16 protein-coding genes are annotated in these 18963 nt (G+C 71.8%); 7 read left to right on the plus strand and 9 right to left on the minus strand.

The features are described from left to right. Window positions 1–119: 119 nt before the first annotated feature. The gene (locus tag ABH926_RS47225; protein WP_370373868.1) at window positions 120–866 is read left to right on the plus strand and encodes a G1 family glutamic endopeptidase; all 747 of its coding nucleotides are present in this window, start codon (window positions 120–122) and stop codon (window positions 864–866) included. A 180-nt stretch (window positions 867–1046) separates the two neighbouring features. Here the strand turns inward: ABH926_RS47225 and ABH926_RS47230 are convergent, their stop codons facing one another. Next, entirely contained in the window at window positions 1047–1637 is a 591-nt protein-coding gene (locus ABH926_RS47230; RefSeq protein ID WP_370373966.1) for a TetR/AcrR family transcriptional regulator, read from the minus strand. A gap of 82 nt (window positions 1638–1719) precedes the next feature. On the opposite strand from ABH926_RS47230, the gene ABH926_RS47235 reads away from it, so the two are divergent. The 4 genes from ABH926_RS47235 to ABH926_RS47250 all read left to right on the plus strand — a co-directional run bounded on the left by ABH926_RS47235 (window position 1720) and on the right by ABH926_RS47250 (window position 8833). Then, complete coding sequence (locus ABH926_RS47235) at window positions 1720–2880, plus strand: FAD-dependent oxidoreductase (protein WP_370373869.1); 1161 nt, start codon at window positions 1720–1722, stop codon at window positions 2878–2880. 174 nt (window positions 2881–3054) lie between these two features. Then, window positions 3055–4644, plus strand: coding sequence for a hypothetical protein (locus ABH926_RS47240; protein WP_370373871.1), 1590 nt, complete (start codon window positions 3055–3057; stop codon window positions 4642–4644). Window positions 4645–4800: 156 nt separating this feature from the next. Then, a complete protein-coding gene (gene metH, locus ABH926_RS47245) occupies window positions 4801–8310 on the plus strand; it encodes a methionine synthase (RefSeq protein ID WP_370373872.1) in 3510 nt (1169 codons plus the stop codon). A gap of 31 nt (window positions 8311–8341) precedes the next feature. Continuing rightward, on the plus strand, window positions 8342–8833 hold the full coding sequence (locus ABH926_RS47250; protein WP_370373873.1) for a nucleotidyltransferase domain-containing protein: 492 nt from the start codon (window positions 8342–8344) through the stop codon (window positions 8831–8833). 6 nt (window positions 8834–8839) lie between these two features. Here ABH926_RS47250 and ABH926_RS47255 read toward each other — a convergent pair whose 3' ends face one another. Both ABH926_RS47255 and ABH926_RS47260 read right to left on the minus strand, forming a co-directional pair. Next, complete coding sequence (locus ABH926_RS47255) at window positions 8840–9583, minus strand: hypothetical protein (RefSeq protein WP_370373874.1); 744 nt, start codon at window positions 9581–9583, stop codon at window positions 8840–8842. 1 nt (window position 9584) lies between these two features. Then, the gene (locus tag ABH926_RS47260) at window positions 9585–10802 is read right to left on the minus strand and encodes an MFS transporter (protein ID WP_370373875.1); all 1218 of its coding nucleotides are present in this window, start codon (window positions 10800–10802) and stop codon (window positions 9585–9587) included. Window positions 10803–10950: 148 nt separating this feature from the next. Here ABH926_RS47260 and ABH926_RS47265 point away from each other — a divergent pair, with 148 nt between their 5' ends. Then, window positions 10951–11811, plus strand: coding sequence for an SAM-dependent methyltransferase (locus tag ABH926_RS47265; RefSeq protein WP_370373876.1), 861 nt, complete (start codon window positions 10951–10953; stop codon window positions 11809–11811). 42 nt (window positions 11812–11853) lie between these two features. Here ABH926_RS47265 and ABH926_RS47270 read toward each other — a convergent pair whose 3' ends face one another. After that, the gene (locus ABH926_RS47270) at window positions 11854–12819 is read right to left on the minus strand and encodes an RNA polymerase subunit sigma-70 (RefSeq protein ID WP_370373877.1); all 966 of its coding nucleotides are present in this window, start codon (window positions 12817–12819) and stop codon (window positions 11854–11856) included. Between the two features lie 155 nt (window positions 12820–12974). Between ABH926_RS47270 and ABH926_RS47275 the strand changes: the two genes are divergently transcribed. Beyond that, a complete protein-coding gene (locus tag ABH926_RS47275) occupies window positions 12975–14492 on the plus strand; it encodes an MFS transporter (protein WP_370373878.1) in 1518 nt (505 codons plus the stop codon). Here the strand turns inward: ABH926_RS47275 and ABH926_RS47280 are convergent. From ABH926_RS47280 to ABH926_RS47300, 5 genes are read right to left on the minus strand one after another with little or no spacing between them, the layout of a single operon-like run. Further along, entirely contained in the window at window positions 14416–15534 is a 1119-nt protein-coding gene (locus tag ABH926_RS47280; RefSeq protein ID WP_370373880.1) for an acyl-CoA dehydrogenase family protein, read from the minus strand. The two genes, ABH926_RS47275 and ABH926_RS47280, sit on opposite strands and share 77 nt — an antisense overlap. A gap of 19 nt (window positions 15535–15553) precedes the next feature. Further along, entirely contained in the window at window positions 15554–16030 is a 477-nt protein-coding gene (locus ABH926_RS47285; RefSeq protein WP_370373882.1) for a hypothetical protein, read from the minus strand. Then, window positions 16027–16575, minus strand: a complete 549-nt coding sequence (locus ABH926_RS47290; RefSeq protein ID WP_370373884.1) for a MaoC family dehydratase N-terminal domain-containing protein — start codon at window positions 16573–16575, stop codon at window positions 16027–16029. Before ABH926_RS47290 ends, ABH926_RS47285 begins: the two co-directional genes overlap by 4 nt. Then, on the minus strand, window positions 16572–17720 hold the full coding sequence (locus tag ABH926_RS47295; RefSeq protein ID WP_370373886.1) for a CaiB/BaiF CoA transferase family protein: 1149 nt from the start codon (window positions 17718–17720) through the stop codon (window positions 16572–16574). The genes ABH926_RS47290 and ABH926_RS47295 overlap by 4 nt, the downstream gene beginning before the upstream one ends. Before the next feature lies 1 nt (window position 17721). Continuing rightward, a complete protein-coding gene (locus ABH926_RS47300; RefSeq protein WP_370373888.1) occupies window positions 17722–18924 on the minus strand; it encodes an acyl-CoA dehydrogenase family protein in 1203 nt (400 codons plus the stop codon). Window positions 18925–18963: the final 39 nt, after the last annotated feature.

Genomic DNA, 18963 nt, shown 5'->3' on the forward strand with positions numbered 1-18963 from the left:
TTAGGCCGCGACCGGCCATGGCCGCCATCGGCCCGCCGCGACGCGTTCCCAACCGGCCGTTCGGTTCCGAGACTGACGAATCAGTCCCCGTCCATTCATCGGAACTGGAGATCCCCACCATGCACACCCCCACCTCCTTCGCGCCCCGGCGCGCCCGCCTCGCCGCCGCGGCCCTGGCCTGCGCGGCCCTCACCGCCGGAGCCGGCGTCACCGGCGCGCCCGCGGCCGCGGCCCGCAGCCGGATACCGGTGTCCTTCGGGCACCACCACCGCAACGTGAAGAACTTCCAGGACAGCAACTGGGGCGGCTACGTCGCCACCGGCAGCTTCTCCAGCATCTCCGGGTCCTGGACCGAGCCGCAGGTCACCTGCAACACCAGCAACGACCTGTACGCGCCGTGGGTCGGCATCGACGGCTACGGCTCGCAGAGCGTGGAGCAGACCGGCGTGCAGACCGACTGCTCCTCCGGCAGCCCGGTCTACTCGGCCTGGTACGAGATGTACCCGGCGCAGCCGGTGTACTGGAACGACCCGGTCTCGGCCGGCGACTCCTTCACCGGCAGCGTCTCCGACGACGGCACCGGCAACTACACCATCACCCTGACCGACAACACCGCCGGCTGGACCGAGTCCACCCAGCAGCAGTACAACGGCCAGGACGCCAGCGCCGAGGCGGTCATCGAGTCGCCGACGTCGAGCTACCCGTCGTTCTCCGAGCAGGACTTCAGCAACGTCACCGTCGACGGCCAGCCCTTCGACGCGGCGAACCCGCAGGCGCTGACCAGCGGCGGCTACGGGCCCACGGCGCTGAACAACGGCTCCTTCGCGATGGTTCCCGGCGGCGGCGCCAACGCCCGCCGGAAGTAGGATGCGGTTCGGTGCCACCGCCAGCCGGAGCCACCTGCCGCCGGAACGGTTGGGAATGGGCCGTAACCAGCGGCGCGATCCGATAGCGCGGCACCACTGACGGACCGACCGGTCGTCGACAGCCACCGGTCCGCCGAGTGCGCCCGCCACGAGCCTTTCGTGGCGGGCGCTTTCATGTGTTCAGGACGAGATGCCCGCGACCATCGTGCGGGCCAGCGCGGTGCAGGTCGCGGTGTCGGTCTTCCCGTCGTCGCCGGCCTGGCCGGTGATCAGGGTGAACAGCGCGCCGCCGTACAGCGAGATCAGCGTCTCCACATCCTGCCGCGAGGTGGTCAGGCCCAGGGCCCGGTGCTGCTCGCAGGTGAACTCGATCGCCGCGTGCCTGATGGCGTCGAAGGTCTTGCGCAGGGCCGGGCGGCGGGTGGACTCCAGGGTGAGCTCGTAGACCGCCAGGTAGCGCTCGCGGTGCAGGTTCGCCGACATCTCCAGGGACATCGCCAGCAGGCCGATCAGGCCCTCGCGGTCGACCGGGCCGCTGACCAGGCCGTGGGCCGCGGCCATGTCCTGCTCGTGCAGTTCCAGGACGCGCTCGGCGGTGGCGGCCAGCAGGGCGTCGCGGCTGCCGAAGTAGTTGGCGGCGGTGCCGGCGGGCAGGTCGGCGGCGGTGTCCACGGCGCGGTGGCTGAAGCCGTGCAGGCCGGTGGTGGCGAGTACGCGCAGTGCGCCGTCGGTCAGGGCGCGGCGGCGGGCCAGGTTCGGAGGGGGAGCCATCACCCCGAGATGATACCGGAGCTTGGATAGTACTATTGTTGTGGTGGTATCGATGGTGGGGCGAGACGACAGGAGGGGACCCATGCGTGTGGTGGTCATCGGAGCCGGGATCGGCGGTCTGGCCGCGACCCGGGCGCTGATCGCGGACGGACACGAGGTGGCGTGCTACGAACGCGCCGACGCGCTGCGGACATCGGGCTCGGCGCTGACACTCTGGAGCAACGGCACGGCGGTGCTGCACGCGCTCGGCGTGCCGTACGACGACCTCGGCGCGCCGATCGACTACCTCGCGATGCTGCGGGGTACCGACGGCCGGATGCTGATGGACATCGACTGTGCGCGGGCGGCGGTCCGCTACGGCTACCCGCACCGCTCGACGCCGCGCCGGGACCTCATCCGGCGGCTGGCCGACGGGCTCCCGGAGGGCACGCTGCACTTCGGCCGGCGCGCGGTGGCGATCGAGCAGGATCCCGGCTCGGCCGAGGTGCGCTTCGCCGACGGCTCGGCGGTGGCGGCGGACCTGGTGATCGGCGCGGACGGCTCGCGCTCGGCGGTGCGTGACGTGGTGTACGGCGCGGATCCGACCCGGCCCGCGGGCTGGGCGACCTGGCAGGGGCTGACGCCGGTCGACGTGGAGACCACGCGTTCGCGGCGCGGCCTGATGATCGTCGGACGCGAGGGGTTCTGCGGGCTGATGCCGGCCGGGAACGGCCTGCTGCAATGGTGGTTCGACCGGCCCTGGAACGCCGACGACCCGCAGCCGCCCTCGGTCACGGCCATGCTGAAGGAGCGGTTCGGGCACTGGGCCTCGCCGGTGGCCGAGACCCTGGCCGCCGCCGACGACGCGCAGATCGAGTTCTTCGCCCACCGGCGGCAGAAGGTGGGCCGGGGCTGGAGCCGCGGCCGCGTGGTGCTGCTGGGCGACGCCGCGCACACGATGCCGCCCACGGTGGCCCAGGGCGCGAACCAGGCCCTGGAGGACGGCTGGGCCCTGGCCCGCGGGCTGCGCGTGGCCGCCGGCGACCTGCCGGCCGGGCTCGCCGAGTACGAGCGGTCGCGGCTCAAGGGGGCGCGGCTGACGCAGCTGGTGGCCGGTTCGGAGGTGACTGACAAGTACCGGCCGGGTGCCGGGCTGCTCACTCCCAACGCCCTGATCAGCTGGTTCTACACCCGGTGGCTGAAGATGATCAGCACGATTCTCAATGAACAGCGGCAGCCGGTGGCCCCGGCGGTACTCAGATGAGCGCGGACAGGGCAAGATGCCCTGGTGGCAGAACAGATGTCGGTGGCTTTCCCGACCAGGCCGGGGGTGCTCGGCGAACACGGCGAGCTCTGTGAACCCGCCGAGCTCTGTGAACCCGCTGAAATCTGTGAACCGACTGCAACAGCGACGGCGGCCGGACTCGTCATAACCTCCGTGCCCCTCATCGCGACCTCGCCAGCCTGGCCCACCGAAAGCCTCCGTCTGCGCGAGGCCGCGCCCGATGCGGTCCCCGGTCCGGTCGCGCTGCTGCGGCTGCTCGGGTCGGCGCGGCCGGCCGATGTCGTGCCCGCCCTCGGCGCGCTGTCCGCCGATCAGCTCGCCGAGGCTGTCGCGACCGCCGAGCTGCCGCTGGCGCCGGCCGTCGTCGCGCACATCTCGCAGTGGGGGCCCGGGCCGGTGCGCGGGATGCTCGCGCGGCGGCTGGTCCAGCAGCCCGAGCATGTGCCGCCGCGGCCGCTCGGCCTGGACGCCTATCTGCGGGTCCTGGACGAGGACGCTCCCACGGATGCCGACCTCGGTGCCGCCGTGACCCGCATCCGGGCCCTGGCGCTGGAAGCGCTGTGCGCCGGGTCACTGACCGCCGAGCAGGTCCTGGACCACACCCGGCCGGCGGCGCTGGCGTTGGCGCTGGCGGTCTGCACCCCGGCGGAGTATCCGCGTCCTTGGCTGCGTCGGGCGACCGGCGACGTCAGGGTTCTGCTCGCGCGCCGCCTGGCCGAGGAACTGGGGGAGGACTACGAGCGCTGGGCCCGCGCGATCGACCTCAGCGGCAGCTTCGCCGGCTCGGTCGCCGAACTGCTGCGTTCCGATCAGGCACCCGGCGCCGTCCACCGCTTCCTGCATCCGAACCGCTCCGGCTACGCCTCGCAGAACATCCTGCTCGCCCTGGCCCCGCAGCCGGTCGCGGCGCGCTACCTCGACGGGCTGGTCGAACCGCCGAACCCGTCCCCGAACCAGCCCCAGACCGCCGGCGACGACCAGGCGGAGTGGATGCTCGGCAGCGCCCCGCTGAGCCGGGTGATGGTCGAGCATGACCTCGCGTACAGCTCCGTCCGCCGGTACCACCGGCTGCTGAAGAACGAGCTGTGCCCCGACTACTTACTGGCGCAGGTCGACCTCGGCCAGGCCCGCGAGGTCCTGCTCAAGCGGATCGTGCCGCCGGATGTCCTGAGCCGGGTGTTCCGCGACTTCGCCGAGGTCGCCGGGGTGCACGAGGCGCTGCGGTGGACCGCCGCCGGCGGCGACAAGCTCATCGACCTGGCCTGGTCGTTGACCGACGACCCGACCCTGCTGCACCAGGTGGTCGCGGGTCTGCGGGACCGCGCCGAGCCGGCCGTGCTGACCTGCCTGTACGGCGCGCTGGCCGAGGTCGCGGGGCCGGAGCCGGTGTGGGCGCTGGACCTGGAGCGCGCCGGGAGCCTGGACGCCGTGCTGCCCGCGGTCCGCGCGTCCATGGCCGCCGGCACCGCCGAACCCGTGGTCGAGGCCGCCCGGCGGACGCCGCGCCGGCACTGGATCGACCTGTTGGATCCCGAGGAGTTCGGCGCTCAGGGGCTGCGCACGGAGGAAGAACTGGACCGGACCGGCCATTTCCCGCTCGAAGGCCTGGTCGCCGCCCGTCTGGACGGCCGCCCCGAGCTGTGGGCCGAGGTGGCGTGGCGGATCGCCACCCGCCGGATGCCGGTCGAGGCGGCGATCGCCGCGGTGGGCGCCCAGCCTGCGGCGTCGGCCTCCACCTCCTGACAACACGCCCGCCGACACGCCCGGCGACCGGCCCTCCCGCAGGCCCGGCGGGCCGGACTCCACCAGGTGGACACGCCCTGTCTCAGAAAGCGCCGCGGACTAGAATCGTGTCCGATTGGTCAAGTAAGAGCAGCCGCTCACCCCGGAGGAACCCTCATGGCCTCGACCGCCGTCCCTTCCGCGCACGCCGGAAGCGCCAGGATCGCCGCGCTTCGCGAAGCACTCCGGACCAGGGTGGTGGTGGCCGACGGGGCCATGGGCACCATGCTGCAGGCGCAGAACCCGACGCTGGACGACTTCCAGGGCCACGAGGGCTGCAACGAGATCCTCAACATCTCCCGCCCCGACATCGTGCGGGCCGTGCACGAGGAGTACTTCCGCGCCGGCGTGGACTGCGTGGAGACCAACACCTTCGGCGCCAACCACACCAACCTCGGCGACTACGACATCGCCGACCGCGTCTTCGAGCTCTCCGAAGCCGGCGCCCGGCTGGCCCGCGAGGTCGCCGACGGCTTCGCCACCGCCGACAGGCCGCGCTGGGTGATCGGCTCCATCGGCCCGGGCACCAAGCTGCCGTCCCTGGGCCAGATCGACTACCCCACGCTGCGCGACGCCTACCAGGCCGAGGCCGCCGGGCTGATCGCCGGCGGCGCGGACGCGCTGCTGGTGGAGACCAGCCAGGACCTGCTGCAGATCAAGGCCTCGGTGCTGGGCGCCAAGGCCGCGGCGCGCGCGGCCGGGATCGACATCCCGGTGTGGGCCTCGGCGGCGTTCGAGACCACCGGCACGATGCTGCTGGGCACCGAGGTCGGCGCGGCGCTGACCGCGCTGGAGTCCCTGGGCATCGAGCGCATCGGCCTGAACTGCTCCACCGGCCCGGCCGAGATGAGCGAGCACCTGCGCTACCTGGCCAAGCACTCCACGATCGGCCTGTCCTGCATGCCGAACGCCGGCCTGCCGGTGCTCACCTCCGACGGCGCGCACTACCCGCTGAGCCCGGAGGAGCTCGTCGACTGGCACCAGCGCTTCGTCGACCAGTTCGGCATCGCGCTGATCGGCGGCTGCTGCGGCACCACGCCGGAGCACCTGCGGCAGCTGGTCGACAGTCTCGGCGGACGCGAGGTCCCCCAGCGTTCGCCGAAGCGGGAGCCGGGGGCCTCGTCGCTGTACCAGCACGTGCCGTTCCGGCAGGACATCAGCTACCTGGCGATCGGCGAGCGGGCCAATACCAACGGCTCCAAGGCGTTCCGCGAGGCGCTGCTGGCGGAGAACTGGGACGCGTGCGTGGAGATCGCCCGCAACCAGATCCGCGACGGCGCGCACATGCTCGACCTCTGCGTCGACTACGTGGGCCGGGACGGCGTCGCGGACATGAAGGCCGTGGCCAGCCGGTTCGCGACCGCCTCGACGCTGCCGATCGTGCTGGACTCCACCGAGCCGCAGGTGCTCCAGGCCGGGCTGGAGACGCTCGGCGGGCGGGCCGTCATCAACTCGGTGAACTACGAGGACGGCGACGCCCCCGACTCGCGCTTCGCGCGCATCATGGAGCTGGTCTCCGCGCACGGCGCCGGCGTCATCGCCCTGACCATCGACGAGCAGGGCCAGGCCCGCACCGCCGAGCACAAGGTGGCGATCGCCGAGCGGCTGATCGAGGACATCACGACCAACTGGGGCGTCCCGGAGGACTCGATCCTCGTGGACTGTCTGACCTTCACGATCTGTACCGGGCAGGAGGAGTCGCGGCGCGACGGCCTGGAGACCATCGAGGGCATCCGGGAGCTGAAGCGCCGGCACCCGGACGTGCAGACCACCCTGGGCCTGTCGAACATCTCCTTCGGCCTGAACCCGGCCGCGCGCCAGGTGCTGAACTCGGTGTTCCTGCACGAGTGCGTCGAGGCCGGCCTGGACTCGGCGATCGTGCACGCCTCCAAGATCCTGCCGATCGCCCGCATCCCGGAGGAGCAGCGCAAGGTCGCCCTGGACCTGGTCTATGACCGGCGTGCCGAGGGCTACGACCCGCTGACCCGGCTGCTGGAGCTGTTCGAGGGCGTGGACGCCGCCTCGCAGAAGGCCTCCCGCGCCGACGAGCTGGCGGCGCTGCCGCTGGAGGAGCGTCTCAAGCGCCGCATCATCGACGGCGAGCGCAAGGGGCTGGAGGCCGACCTGGACGAGGCCCTGGCCGTGCGTCCCGCGCTGGAGATCGTCAACGAGGTGCTGCTGGACGGTATGAAGACGGTCGGCGAGCTGTTCGGCTCCGGCGAGATGCAGCTGCCGTTCGTGCTGCAGAGCGCGGAGACGATGAAGGCGGCGGTGGCGCACCTGGAGCCGCACATGGAGAAGTCGGACTCCACCGGGAAGGGCACGATCGTGCTGGCCACGGTGAAGGGCGACGTCCACGACATCGGCAAGAACCTGGTCGACATCATCTTGTCGAACAACGGCTACAACGTGGTCAACCTCGGCATCAAGCAGCCGCTGCAGACCATCCTGGACGCCGCCGAGGAGAACGCCGCCGACGCCATCGGGATGTCGGGGCTGCTGGTGAAGTCCACGGTGGTGATGAAGGAGAACCTGGAGGAGATGAACACCCGCGGCGTGGCCGGGCGCTGGCCGGTGCTGCTGGGCGGCGCCGCGCTGACCCGGGCCTACGTCGAGCAGGACCTCGCCGAGCTGTACCAGGGCGAGGTGCGGTACGCGCGCGACGCCTTCGAGGGGCTGAACCTGATGGACGCGGTCGCGGCGGTGAAGGCCGGGGTCCCCGGTGCGTCCCTGCCGGCGCTGCGTCCCCGGCGGGTCAAGGCCTCCGGGCCGCTGCGCGAGATCCCGGACGAGCCGATCCCGGCCCGCTCCGACGTGGCGCTGGACAACCCGATCCCGGCGCCGCCGTTCTGGGGCGACCGGATGGTGAAGGGGATCCGGCTGGCCGAATACGCGCCCTACCTCGACGAGCGCGCGCTGTTCCTCGGCCAGTGGGGGCTCAAGCCGGGGCGCGGCTCGGGCGGGCGCTCGTACGAGGAACTGGTCGAGACCGAGGGCCGCCCGCGCCTGCGCATGTGGCTGGAGCGCCTGCAGACCGAGAACCTGCTGGACGCGGCGGTCGTCTACGGCTACTTCCCGGCGGTCAGCAAGGGCGACAGCCTGCTGATCCTCGACGAGAGCGGCGACCAGCGGACCAGCTTCACCTTCCCGCGCCAGCGCCGCGACCGCCACCTGTGCCTGTCCGACTTCTGGCGCCCGCAGGAATCCGGCGAGGTGGACGTGGCCCCGTTCCAGCTGGTGACGGTCGGCGCGCGCATCGCCGAGGCGACGGCGGAGCTGTTCGCGGGGAACTCCTATCGGGAGTACATGGAGCTGCACGGCCTGTCGGTCCAGCTCGCCGAGGCCCTGGCCGAGTACTGGCACGCCCGCGTGCGCGACGAGCTCGGCTTCGCCGCCGAGGACCCGGACTCGACCGAGGGGCTGTTCAAGGTGGAGTACCGCGGGTGCCGGTACTCGTTCGGGTATCCGGCGTGCCCGGACCTGGAGGACCGGACGAAGATCGTGGAGCTGCTTAAGCCGGAGCGGATCAACGTGCGGCTGTCGGAGGAGTACCAGTTGCATCCGGAGCAGTCGACGGATGCGATCGTGGCGCACCACCCGGAGGCTTCTTACTTCAACGCGGGGTGAGGGTGCTTCAACGAGAGGTGAGTGGCCGGTGATGACGACCGAGGACGTGGTCGAGCTCCACGTCCTCCTGCGGGCGGCGGGCGCCGACGTCTGGATCGGCGGCGGCTGGGGCATCGACGCCCTGGTCGGCCAGCAGACGCGCCCGCACCGCGACGTGGACCTGATGCACCGGCTCGATCAGGAGCCCGCGGTCGTGGCGGCCCTGGCGCGGGCGGGGTTCGCCGAAACGCTCGACTGGCGTCCGGTGCGGTTCGTGATGGCGGACGCGCGAGGGCGGGAGATCGATCTGCACCCGCTGGTCTTCGGCGAAGACGGGTCGGCGTCGCAGGCCTCGTTGGAGGCGGACAGGCCTTTCGTCTATCCCGCTTCGTGCTTCGTCACCGGCGTGATCGGCGGGACCGTGGTGCCCTGCATGTCGGCGGAACAGCAGGTCTACTTCCATCAGGGCTATGAGCCGGCCGACCACGATCGGCACGACATGGCGCAGCTGCGCAGGGTGTTCGGGATCGCCACGCACTTCTGAGCGGTGTCAGCCCGGCCAGGTTCCGAGCGCGCGGGCCAGTCGTTCGCCCTGGTCGGCGGTGAGGCCGTGCGCCAGGCCGAGGCCGCAGCGCGGGCTGTGCGGGTCGTCGCAGACGAGGATGCCGGTGTAGGCCGAACCTTCGTCCACAGCCGGCACCAGCCATTCCGCGGGCCCCCAGAACGGGAGATCGGTGAGCATGCGGGCGGCTGTCTCCGGCGCAGTCTCCGCGGGCACGCCGATGCCGATGAGTGCCTCGGCGACTACTTCGGCGGCATCCGGTGGCGTCTCCGCGTCGCCGAGCGCCGGTAGGAGCAGCAGGAGCCGGGCATCGGGGTCGTGGATGCCCTCGGCGCCGGAGTCGGGGTGCGCTGCGATATGGACCAGTTCGGGCCAGGCCAGTCCGGGTCCGGCCCAGTGTCCTTCGATGCCGGCCAGGCGTCGTCGCGTGTCCCATTCCGGATGGGTGACGTGGAAGTCGAGGCCCTCGTCGTCCTCGAAGTTGCGGCCGAGGACCGAGACCGAGTGGCCGTCCGCGAACGGGATCCGGAACAGCGGCCATCGCTCGAAGCTGTGCAGCCGCTCATAGGCCGCGTCGCAATCGGCCTCGTCGGCCCCGAACAGAGCTGGTCGTGGTACGTCGACGTCGTCCTGGGTCCCGCACAGCCACAGCAGATACGCGGCCCAGAATCCCGGCAGCTCCAGCAGTTCGTCGCCGAGCACCACCGGACCTTCGTCGTGGTAGGCCTCCACCTCACCCCTCCGTAGCCAGCGCCTCAGCCTCCGCGGCCAGCGGCCCCGGCACCCCGTGCACCGCCGCCGGTGCGTTGCGCCCCAGCAGGCCGCCGCCGAGGGCGACCATGCCGGCCAGTACCGCCACCGCGCTGAAGGCCACGCGCAGCGAGGTCAGGTCGGCGATGCCGCCGATCATGCCGGGGGCGGCCATGCCCGCGCCGTAGGCGATGGTCGCCACGCCCGCGACGCCCATCGTCGGGTTCGGGCCGGCGTGGCCGGCGGCGGCGAAGGCCAGCGGGACCACCACCGAGACGCCGACGCCGACGCCGATGAGCATGAAGCCCAGGATCGCCGGGATCGGGCCGTGGGCCGCGACCACCAGCAGGCCGCCGAGTGCGCCGAGGACGCCGCAGCCGCGGACGGTCGTCGTGGCTCCCAGGCGTCCCACCACCGCGTCGCCGGCCAGGCGGCCGGCGGCCATGGTGAAGGCGAACATGCCGGTGGTGAAGGCGGCCTCGGCTTCGTCGCCGTGCAGGGTGCGGTGCATGTAGACCGAGGACCAGTCCTGCGCGGCCACCTCGGCGTAGATGCCGCAGAAGCCGACCAGGCCGATCAGCAGGATCACGCCGCGCGGGATCACGAACAGCGGCACGTCCTCCTTCTTCTCCTCGGCCAGGCCCACGTCGGCGGCGCTGGTGCGGAAGCCGTGCGTGCCCCAGGCGGCCGCCGCGGCCAGCACCGCCGCCGCGACGGCGAAGTGCACGCGGGCGTCGACGTGCGCGTGCGCGGCCAGCGAGCCGGCCATCGCGGCGATCAGGACGCCGGCGCTCCAGCTGCCGTGCAGGCCGGACATGATCGAGCGGGCCATGCGCTTCTCGACCAGGATGCCCTGGGCGTTCATCGCCATGTCGGAGGTGCCGCCGACGGCGCCGGAGACGACCATGCAGGCCGCCAGCGCCGGCAGGCTCGGCATCCAGGAGGTCGCCACGGTGACGGCCAGGAAGACGCCGATCAGCGCCCGCGCCGTCGCCCTGGTACCGAACCGGGCCACCGCGCGGCCGGCGAAGGGCATCGTGGCGATGGCTCCGATGGAGGGCATGAGCAGCGCGATACCGAGTCTTCCCGCGGACAGCTGCAGGTGGTCGGACAGCCACGGCAGGCGCGAGGAGAAGGTCCCGGTCACGGCGCCGTGGGTGGCGAACACGGTCGCGACCGAGCGTCGTTCCTTCTCCCACATGTGCTGTCTCCGCCCCTGGCCCCGTCCGCCCCTTACCAGGAGCGATCTTATCGTCGGATTAAGGCTTGTGGACCTGAGAAAGAGATTGGCTAAGCTGGGCACTTCGAGCGCTGACAATTGACCGGGGCCCGGCCCGCCAGGAGGGTGCATGGCCGATCACGTGGCCGATCACGCAGGACTGGGCCCGCTGCCGCCGCTTTTCGACACGCCGCAGCACTGGCGTCCGGCCGCCCTGGACACCGACACCCCGCACGTCGCGCGGGTGTACGACTACCTGCTCGGCGGCAAGGACCACTTCCGCACCGACCGCGCCGCCGCCGAGCTGCTGCTGCGCGCCAACCCCTACTTACGCGACGCCTGCCGCGAACAGCGCGACTTCCTGCGCCGCGCGGTCCGCCACCTGGCGGCCGAGGGCGTGAGCCAGTTCGTGGACATCGGCACCGGCCTGCCCGCGGCACCGACCGCGCACCAGATCGCGCGCGCGGTACAGCCGGCGGCGCGCGTGGCCTACGTCGACAACGACCCGATCGTGCTGTCCCACGCACGGGTCCTGCTCACCGACGGCGGTCCGGGGACCGCATTCGTCGAGGGGGACCTGCGCGAGCCGGAGGCGCTGCTGCGGGAGCCGGCGCTGCGGGCGGTGATCGACCTCGGGGAGCCGGTGGCGATGGTGGTCACCGGGCTGCTGCACTTCCTGCCGGATCACGAGCAGCCCGCCAAGCACGTGCGGACGCTGATGGACGCCTGCGCGCCCGGCAGCTGCCTGGTGCTGACGCACGGCGCGTCGGACCTGGCGGTGGAGCTGGCGCGGGCGACGTCGGCGGCGTTCCGGCAGGCGGCGATCCCGTGCCAGGCCCGCAGCCGGGACGAGGTGCTGGAGCTGGTGGGGGAGCTGGAGCTGGCCGAGCCGGGGCTGGTGCCGATGGCGGCCTGGCGGCCCGAGCGGAACCTGACGAAGACGGTGCGGGAACGGCAGATCGCTTATGGGGTCGTGGCGCGCAAGGGGTGACGGGGCAGCAGGGTGGCGACCCTGCTGCTCAGGCGTCGCTGCTCAGGCGTCGAAGCCCCGCGGCAGCGTGCGGGGGAAGCCGAACCGTGTCAGCGAGGCCTGCCCCGCGAACCGGGTGAGCCCCTGCACCCGCTCGCCCCGCAGCGTGAACACGATCAGGCCGCAGAACCGCCAGATCGGCGCCCGGGGGTCGGGGATGTAGAGCACCATGGCGGGCTGGCCGTTGGCGCGGGTGGGCAGGAACCGCAGCTCCTGGCCCTGGTGCAGCTCCAGCAGGAACCGGGCGATGGTCCCGGGCCCCCGGTGCTCGGCCGGCTCCGGCGGCATCGTCAGCCGGGCGTCGTCGGTCAGCAGACTCACCAGCTCCGGCAGGTCGAAGCGCTGGAACGCGCTGACGAAGCGGTCGACGACCGCGGCCTCCGCCGGCGACTTGGGCATCGGCACCTCGTGCGCGGGCCGGTCGGGCGGCAGCGCGGCGCGCGCCCGGACCAGCGCGCTGTTGACCGCGGTGGCGGTGGTGCCGAGCATGTCCGCGGTCTCGGCGGCCGAGAAGCCCAGCACGTCCCGCAGCACCAGGACCGCACGCTGCTGGGGCGGCAGGTGTTGCAGGCCCGCCACGAACGACAGGGCGATCGACTCGCGGGCGTCGTAGCGGGCCTCGGGGCCGGGGGTGAGCTCGTCCAGGTCGCCGGGATACGGCTCCAGCCACCAGGGATCGCCGGACCATTCCCGCTCCGGCGGCTGCGGCCGCCGCTTCTGGCCGCGCAGGTAGTTCAGACAGTGGTTGGTGGCGATCCGGTACAGCCACGCCCGCAGCGACCGGCCGTCGAACCGGCCGATCGAACGCCATGCCGCCAACAGGGCCTCCTGGAGCACGTCCTCGGCGTCCTGCACCGAGCCGAGGATCCGGTAGCAGTGCGCCTGCAGTTCGCGGCGGTGCGGACCGACGAGTTCACGGAAGGCCTCGCCGTCCCCGGCCCGGGCCCGGGCGAGGATCGCCTCGGTCATGGTGGAACCTGTCCTTTCGTCGGCCACTGGAAAACACCTCCTACCGAATGCAACACCGGCGGCGGGCCGGATTCATCGCTGTGGGCCAGGCGAGTTCGCGCGCCGGCCGGTGCTTCATCGGTGAGGGCTCCCACCCGTGACCACCGGAGGCACCCATGACCTCAGAGGCACCCATGACCGCACTGGACGGCAGGAACGAAACCCGCGAACAAGCGCCTGCGACGCCCGGCGCCCCGCACCGATGGCGGGCGTTCGCGCTCCTGGCCGTGGCGGTCTTCATGACCGTGGTCGACATGCTGATCGTCAACGTGGCGCTGCCGACGATCGGTGCCAAGCTCCACTTCGCCCAGACGAACCTGCAGTGGGTGGTGACCGCGTACGCGATCAGCTTCGGCGGCTTCCTGCTGCTCGGCGGCCGGACCGCCGACCTGGTCGGACGCCGCCGGACCTTCGTGGCCGGGCTCGCGCTGTTCACCGCGGCCTCGTGCGCGTGCGGGCTGGCGACCAGCGGCACCTTCCTGATCGTCATGCGCGGCGTCCAGGGGCTCGGCGCCGCTGCCGTGCTGCCCGCCGCGCTGTCCATCGTGATGAACATGTTTCCCGAGGGCCCCGAGCGCAACAAGGCGCTCGGCATCTGGGGCGCCGTCGGCGCCAGCGGGGCGACGTTCGGGGTGCTGGCCGGGGGCGCCATCACCCGGTACGCCGGCTGGCCCTACATCTTCTACCTGAACGTCTTCATCGGCGGCGCAGTGCTGCTGGTGGCTCCGCGCGTGCTGCCAGAAAGCAGGGTTCCCGACGCCCGCCGCCGCTACGACGTCCCCGGCGCCGTCACCGTGACCGGCGCCCTGGTCCTCGCGGTGTACGCGATCTCGCAGGCACCGACCGTCGGGTGGACCGCCGCCCGGACCCTGGTGCCGCTCGCGGTCTCGGCGGTGCTGCTGGTCACGTTCGTGATCGTCGAGGCCAGGACCGAGGCGCCGCTGCTGCCGCTTCGGCTGTTCCGTCTGAAGACCCTGGCCGGTTCCAACACCGTCGGCTTCCTGCTCGGAGCCAGCTTCTACGGCTACATCTTCATCGGCACGCTCTACATGCAGCAGGTGCTCCGCTATTCCCCCATGACGACCGGCCTGGCCTGGCTGACCGTGGGCCTGACCGGGGTGGTGATGGCCGGGCCGGCCCAGATCCTGGTCACCAAGGCGTCGGTGCGGCTGGTGATGGCGGTCGGGATGGCGGTGACCGCGTCCGGGATCCTGTGGGCCACCCAGGTGTCCGCGCACGGGAGCTTCTGGTCGGACCTGGCCGGCCCCTTCTTCCTGACCGGGACGGTCACCTGGGTGTTCATCCCGGTGTCGATCGGGGCCCTGGTCGGCGTCACCGAACGCGAGGCCGGTGTCGCCTCCGGCCTCATCGACTCCTCCCAGCAGCTCGGGGGCGCGATCGGGATCGCCATCGCCTCGACCGTCGCGGCGGCGCGCTCCCAGGCGATGCTCGGGCACGGCCATGCCGCCGCCGATGCGCTGACCGGCGGCTTCCAGCAGGCTCTGTGGGTCTGCGGGCTCATCGGCCTGGCCGCGGTCCCGGTGGCGTTGGTGCTCGTCAGGCGTCAAGCACCTGCACCGCGACCAACTCTTCCAGATACCGCGCGTCCCACCACGCCATCTGCCACTGCTTAGCGCGCCGGAAGTACAACTGCGTGTCGAACTCCACGGTGAAGCCGTTGCCGCCGAAGATCTGCTGGGCCTTCGCCGTCACGTCCCGGAACGTGTCCCCGGCGAACAGCTTCGCCATCGGCGCCAGCTTCGCCGTGGAGCGCCCCGCGTCGCGGGCCCACGCCGCCTCCCACACCAGGGTCTCGGCGCCGTCGACGGTGGTCACCGCGTCCGCCAGATAGTGCGCGATGGCCTGGAAGGCGCCGAGGGGCTTGTCGAACTGGCGGCGGGTCAGCGCGTAGTCGACGGTGAACTCCAGGGTCCGGCGGGCTCCGCCGGACGCCTGGGCCGCCGCCAGCACGATCGCGTCGTGCATGACCTCGTCCCAGACCGCCCAGCCGCCGCGGATGATCGAGTCTCCGGGGACGAACACGTCCTCGAAGTCGATCCGGTACTGGGTGTCGGAGGCGACGGTGAGCTGCTGCGTCAGACGCACGCCTTCGGCGGCCGGGTCCACCAGAAGGAAGAGCACCTCGTCGGTGGCCTCGTCGCGCGCCAAGGTCATGACGCGCTCCGAGCCGCGCGCATAAGGCACGTGGCGCTTGACGCCGGTCAGCCGGTAACCGCCGCCCAACGCCGCGACCGCCTGCGCCCGCACGCCGCGCGGCCCGCAGCTCCGGTCCGGCTCCAGCCACGCCACCGTGACCACCCCGGCGCCGGACGCGATCCCCGGCAACCAGCGCTGCCGTTGCTCCGCACTGCCCGCCCTCGCGAGCACCTGCCCGGCCAGCACCGTGCTCGCGAAGTGCGGTGAGGGCACCAGCGCGCGTCCGAACTCCGTGTACACCAGCGCCGCGTCCAGCAGGGTCATGTCGGTGCCGCCGTACTCCTCCGGCAGCCGCATTCCGTGCAGGCCGAGCTGCGCGGCCTGCTTCCAGAAGTCCTCCGGGTAGCGCTCAGGGTCGTTCTCCAGGGCGCGCACGGTCGTCGGCGGAACGTGTTTGGCGCACAGGTCCCGCACCGTGTCCCGGAGCAGGATCTGCTCGTCGCTGAAGTCGAGGTCCATCAGGGCCTTCTCTCGCTCGCTAGGGGCGCCAGCGCTCGCCGCGCCGGGTCCACGGGTTGTCGTCGGGGGAGAGCGGGACGGCGATGCGGGCGGTGCACCCGGTCTTGGAGTCCGGGCCGACCGCCAGGTCCAGGGCGACCTCGAGCCAGCCGCAGCCGGCCTCGTCCACGGCCGTGGCGGTGACCGTGCCGCTGATCGTCATCGTGTCGCCGGGGAACACCGAGTCCTTCATCCGGAAGCGCATGCGCCCCGGGCGCCCGTGCGGGCCGGTCCAGTCGGTGAGGTAGCGCTCGAACCACGCGGCCTGATTCGGGGTGTTCAGGAAGATGTCCCGGACGCCGTTGCGCTCGACGGCGAAGGCGTGGTCGTGGTGCATCGGGCGCCAGTCGCGGGTCGCCAGCGCGCCCAGGACGACGGTCGTGGCGGACACCTCGTAGGTCAGGACCGGCAGCGTGTCGCCGACGGCGACCTGGTCCAGGGTCAGCTGCGGCTTCACGAGCTCCTCGCCTCCTCGCGCCGGTAGCCGAACCCGGTGTAGGACTCCACGCCGCACAGCTCGCCGCGCACGTTCCGGTATTCGACGTCGATGGTCCAGAACCGGCCGCGGCCCAGCTTCGTGGTCTTCACGCCGCTCACCGAGCGCAGGCGCTGGCAGGTGGTGAGGACGTCCCCGGGGCGGACCGGCTCGTGGAAGACCGTGGTGAACTCCGCGATGATCGCCTCGGGCAGGTCCAGCCGCCTCTTCAGGTCGAAGTGCACCTGGAGCGGGAGCTGCGGCTCGTCCCGGCCGGGAGCCCAGTGGTGCGGCCGGAACCAGGTCGACAGCATCGACGGCGGCGCGATCGGGCCCCCGGTGATCTCGGCGGCGGCGGTCTCGTTCCAGTAGAGCGGGTTGCCGTTCTCGACCGAGGCGCAGGAGGTCCAGATGTAGCCGCGCTCCACGGGGAAGTCGGCGGTCTGCTCGTGGACCGTCTGGTCGATGAGGGCTGTGACGTCGCCCGGGAGGTCGTCGGAGAGGTTGTCGGAGAGCTCGTCGGTCATGCCACGGTGCCTTCCTCCAGCAGTTCCTTGATCTCGGCCTCGGTGAATCCGGCTTCCAGCAGCAGCTCGGGGCTGTGGGTGCCGGCGGGGAGGTGGTTGGGGAGTTCGGGACGGAGCATCCCGGCCAACAGCGGCGCGGTCTGGCGCACGACGCCGTGCTCGGGGTGGATCGCTTCGACGAACGCGTCCCGGGACCGGTATTGGGGATCCTCGGTCACCTCGGCGACGGTGAGGATCGGGGCGACGCAGGTGTCCGCGCCGGACAGCACCGCGACCCAGGTGTCACGGTCCTTCGCGGACAGCGCCTCGGTGATGTCGGCGCGGATCCGGTCTTGGACGGCGTCGTCGCTCTGGTGCGCGGCCCATTTCTGGAGTCCGAGCAGGCGGCAGAAGTTCGCCCAGAACTTCGGCTCGATCGCGGCGACGGCGAGCCAGCGGCCGTCGCCGGCCGGGTAGGTGCCGTAGCAGGCGTAGCGGCCGGTGGTCATCGAATGCTGATAGCCGGGTTCGCTGCCGGTGGCCAGGAATTCGTCCACGGCCAGTGACATCAGCGACAGCACTCCGTCCGCGACGGATACGTCGAGGTAGGCGCCTTCGCCCTGCACCAGCGCCGCGAGGATGGCGATCACCGCGTGCATGCCGCCGCCGGCGCTGTCGGCCAGCGTCGCGCCCGGAAGCGCCGGGTTGCCGCGCGCGCCGGGTTCGCCGACGGCCAGGTAGCCGCCGACGGCGAGGTAGTCCAGGTCGTGGCCGGCCCATTGGGCGGCGGGGCCGGATTGCCCGAAGCCGGTGGTCGAGCAGTACACGATCTCCGGATTGCCGGCGCGCACCGCGTCGTAGCCGATGCCGAGCCGGTCGGTGACCCCCGGTCGGAAGGACTCGATCACGACGTCGGCGCGCTCGGTCATGCGCAGGAACGTCTCCCGGCCGCGGTCGGATTTCAGGTCGAGCAGGATCCGGCGCATGCCGCGGTGGCCGCTGTAGGCGTGGAAGACCGGGGTGATCTGGACCGCGCCGCGCGAGGGCACCGCGCCGACGTTCACCACCTCGGCCCCGTAATCCGCCAGCCACCGCCCGGCGCGCGCCGCCGGGCCGACGCTGGCGAGGTTCAGCACCTTGACACCGGCCAGCAGTGGTCCCGCCATCTCAGAAGTTCTTCGGCAGGCCCAGGCGCCGGCGCGCGATGATGTTCTTCTGCACCTCCGAGGTGCCGCCGCCGATGGTGTCCAGCACCGTGTACCGGTACGTCGACTCCGCGCGTCCGGCCATCGGCGCCTCCTCGGTGCCCACGCGCAGCTGCGATCCCGGCGCGGCCAGGTCCATCGCGGCGTCGGCGACGCGCTGGGACAGCTCGGTCGCGTACAGCTTGTACTCGCTGGACTCGGTGGTCGGCGGCGGGCCGGATCTCATCGAGGCCGCGACCACCCGCAGGCCCAGCAGCCGGGCCACCTCGGCCTCGGTGGCCAGGCGTGCCACGCGGCGGCGGGTGACCGGATCCCCGCGGACCGGCTCGTCGTCGACCTCGGCGGTGCGCAGCCAGTCGACCAGCAGCTCGAAGCGCGCGGCGATCGGGGAGTAGGTGAACATCGTGAAGCGTTCGAGGTCCAGGGCCTCGGAGATGTACTGGAAGCCCTTGTTCAGCTCGCCGACGCGGTGGTCGTCGGGGACGAAGACGTCGTCGAAGAACACCGAGTTGGTGCGCTCGTCGCCCATCGTCCAGATGCCCTGGATCGTGATGCCGGGATGGTCCAGCGGGACCAGGAACAGCGTGATGCCGAAGTGCTTGGGCGCCTCGGGGTCGGTGCGCGCGCCGACCCAGTACCACTCGGCGAAGTGCGCGGAGGTGGTCCAGGTCTTCTGGCCGTTCAGGATCCAGCCCTCGACGCTGTCGCGGGTGGTGCGCTCGGCCTTGAGCTTCATCGAGGCGGCGTCCGAGCCGGAGTCCGGTTCGCTGTAGCCGACCGCGAACTCGACCTCGTTGCGCAGGATCCTGGGCAGGAACTCCTGCTTCAGGTACGGCGAGCCGTGGGCCAGGATCGTCTTGCCGATGATGCCGACGCCCTTGCCGATCTGCGGGGCGCCGCGCCGGGCCAGCGCCTCGTTCAGCAGGTACTCGTAGACCCCGTCGCCCTCGGCCCCGCCCCACTCCTTGGGCCAGGTGATGCCCAGCCAGCCGCGCTCGCCCATCTTCTTCATGAACGCGCGGCGCGGCGGGGTGTCGACGATCTGGGCCATGTTCTCCCGGGTGACGTCGAAGACGCTGGTGTCACCGGGGGTCTGTTCGGTGTCGAGGAAGGTTTCGACGTCGGCGGCGAAGGCCCGCTGCTCGGGCGTGAAGTCGAAGTCCATAGTGCGGTGAACATATATCTGACGGCATGTCAGATCAAT

The organism is Catenulispora sp. GP43 (genome assembly GCF_041260665.1).
Taxonomy (GTDB): Bacteria; Actinomycetota; Actinomycetes; order Streptomycetales; family Catenulisporaceae; genus Catenulispora.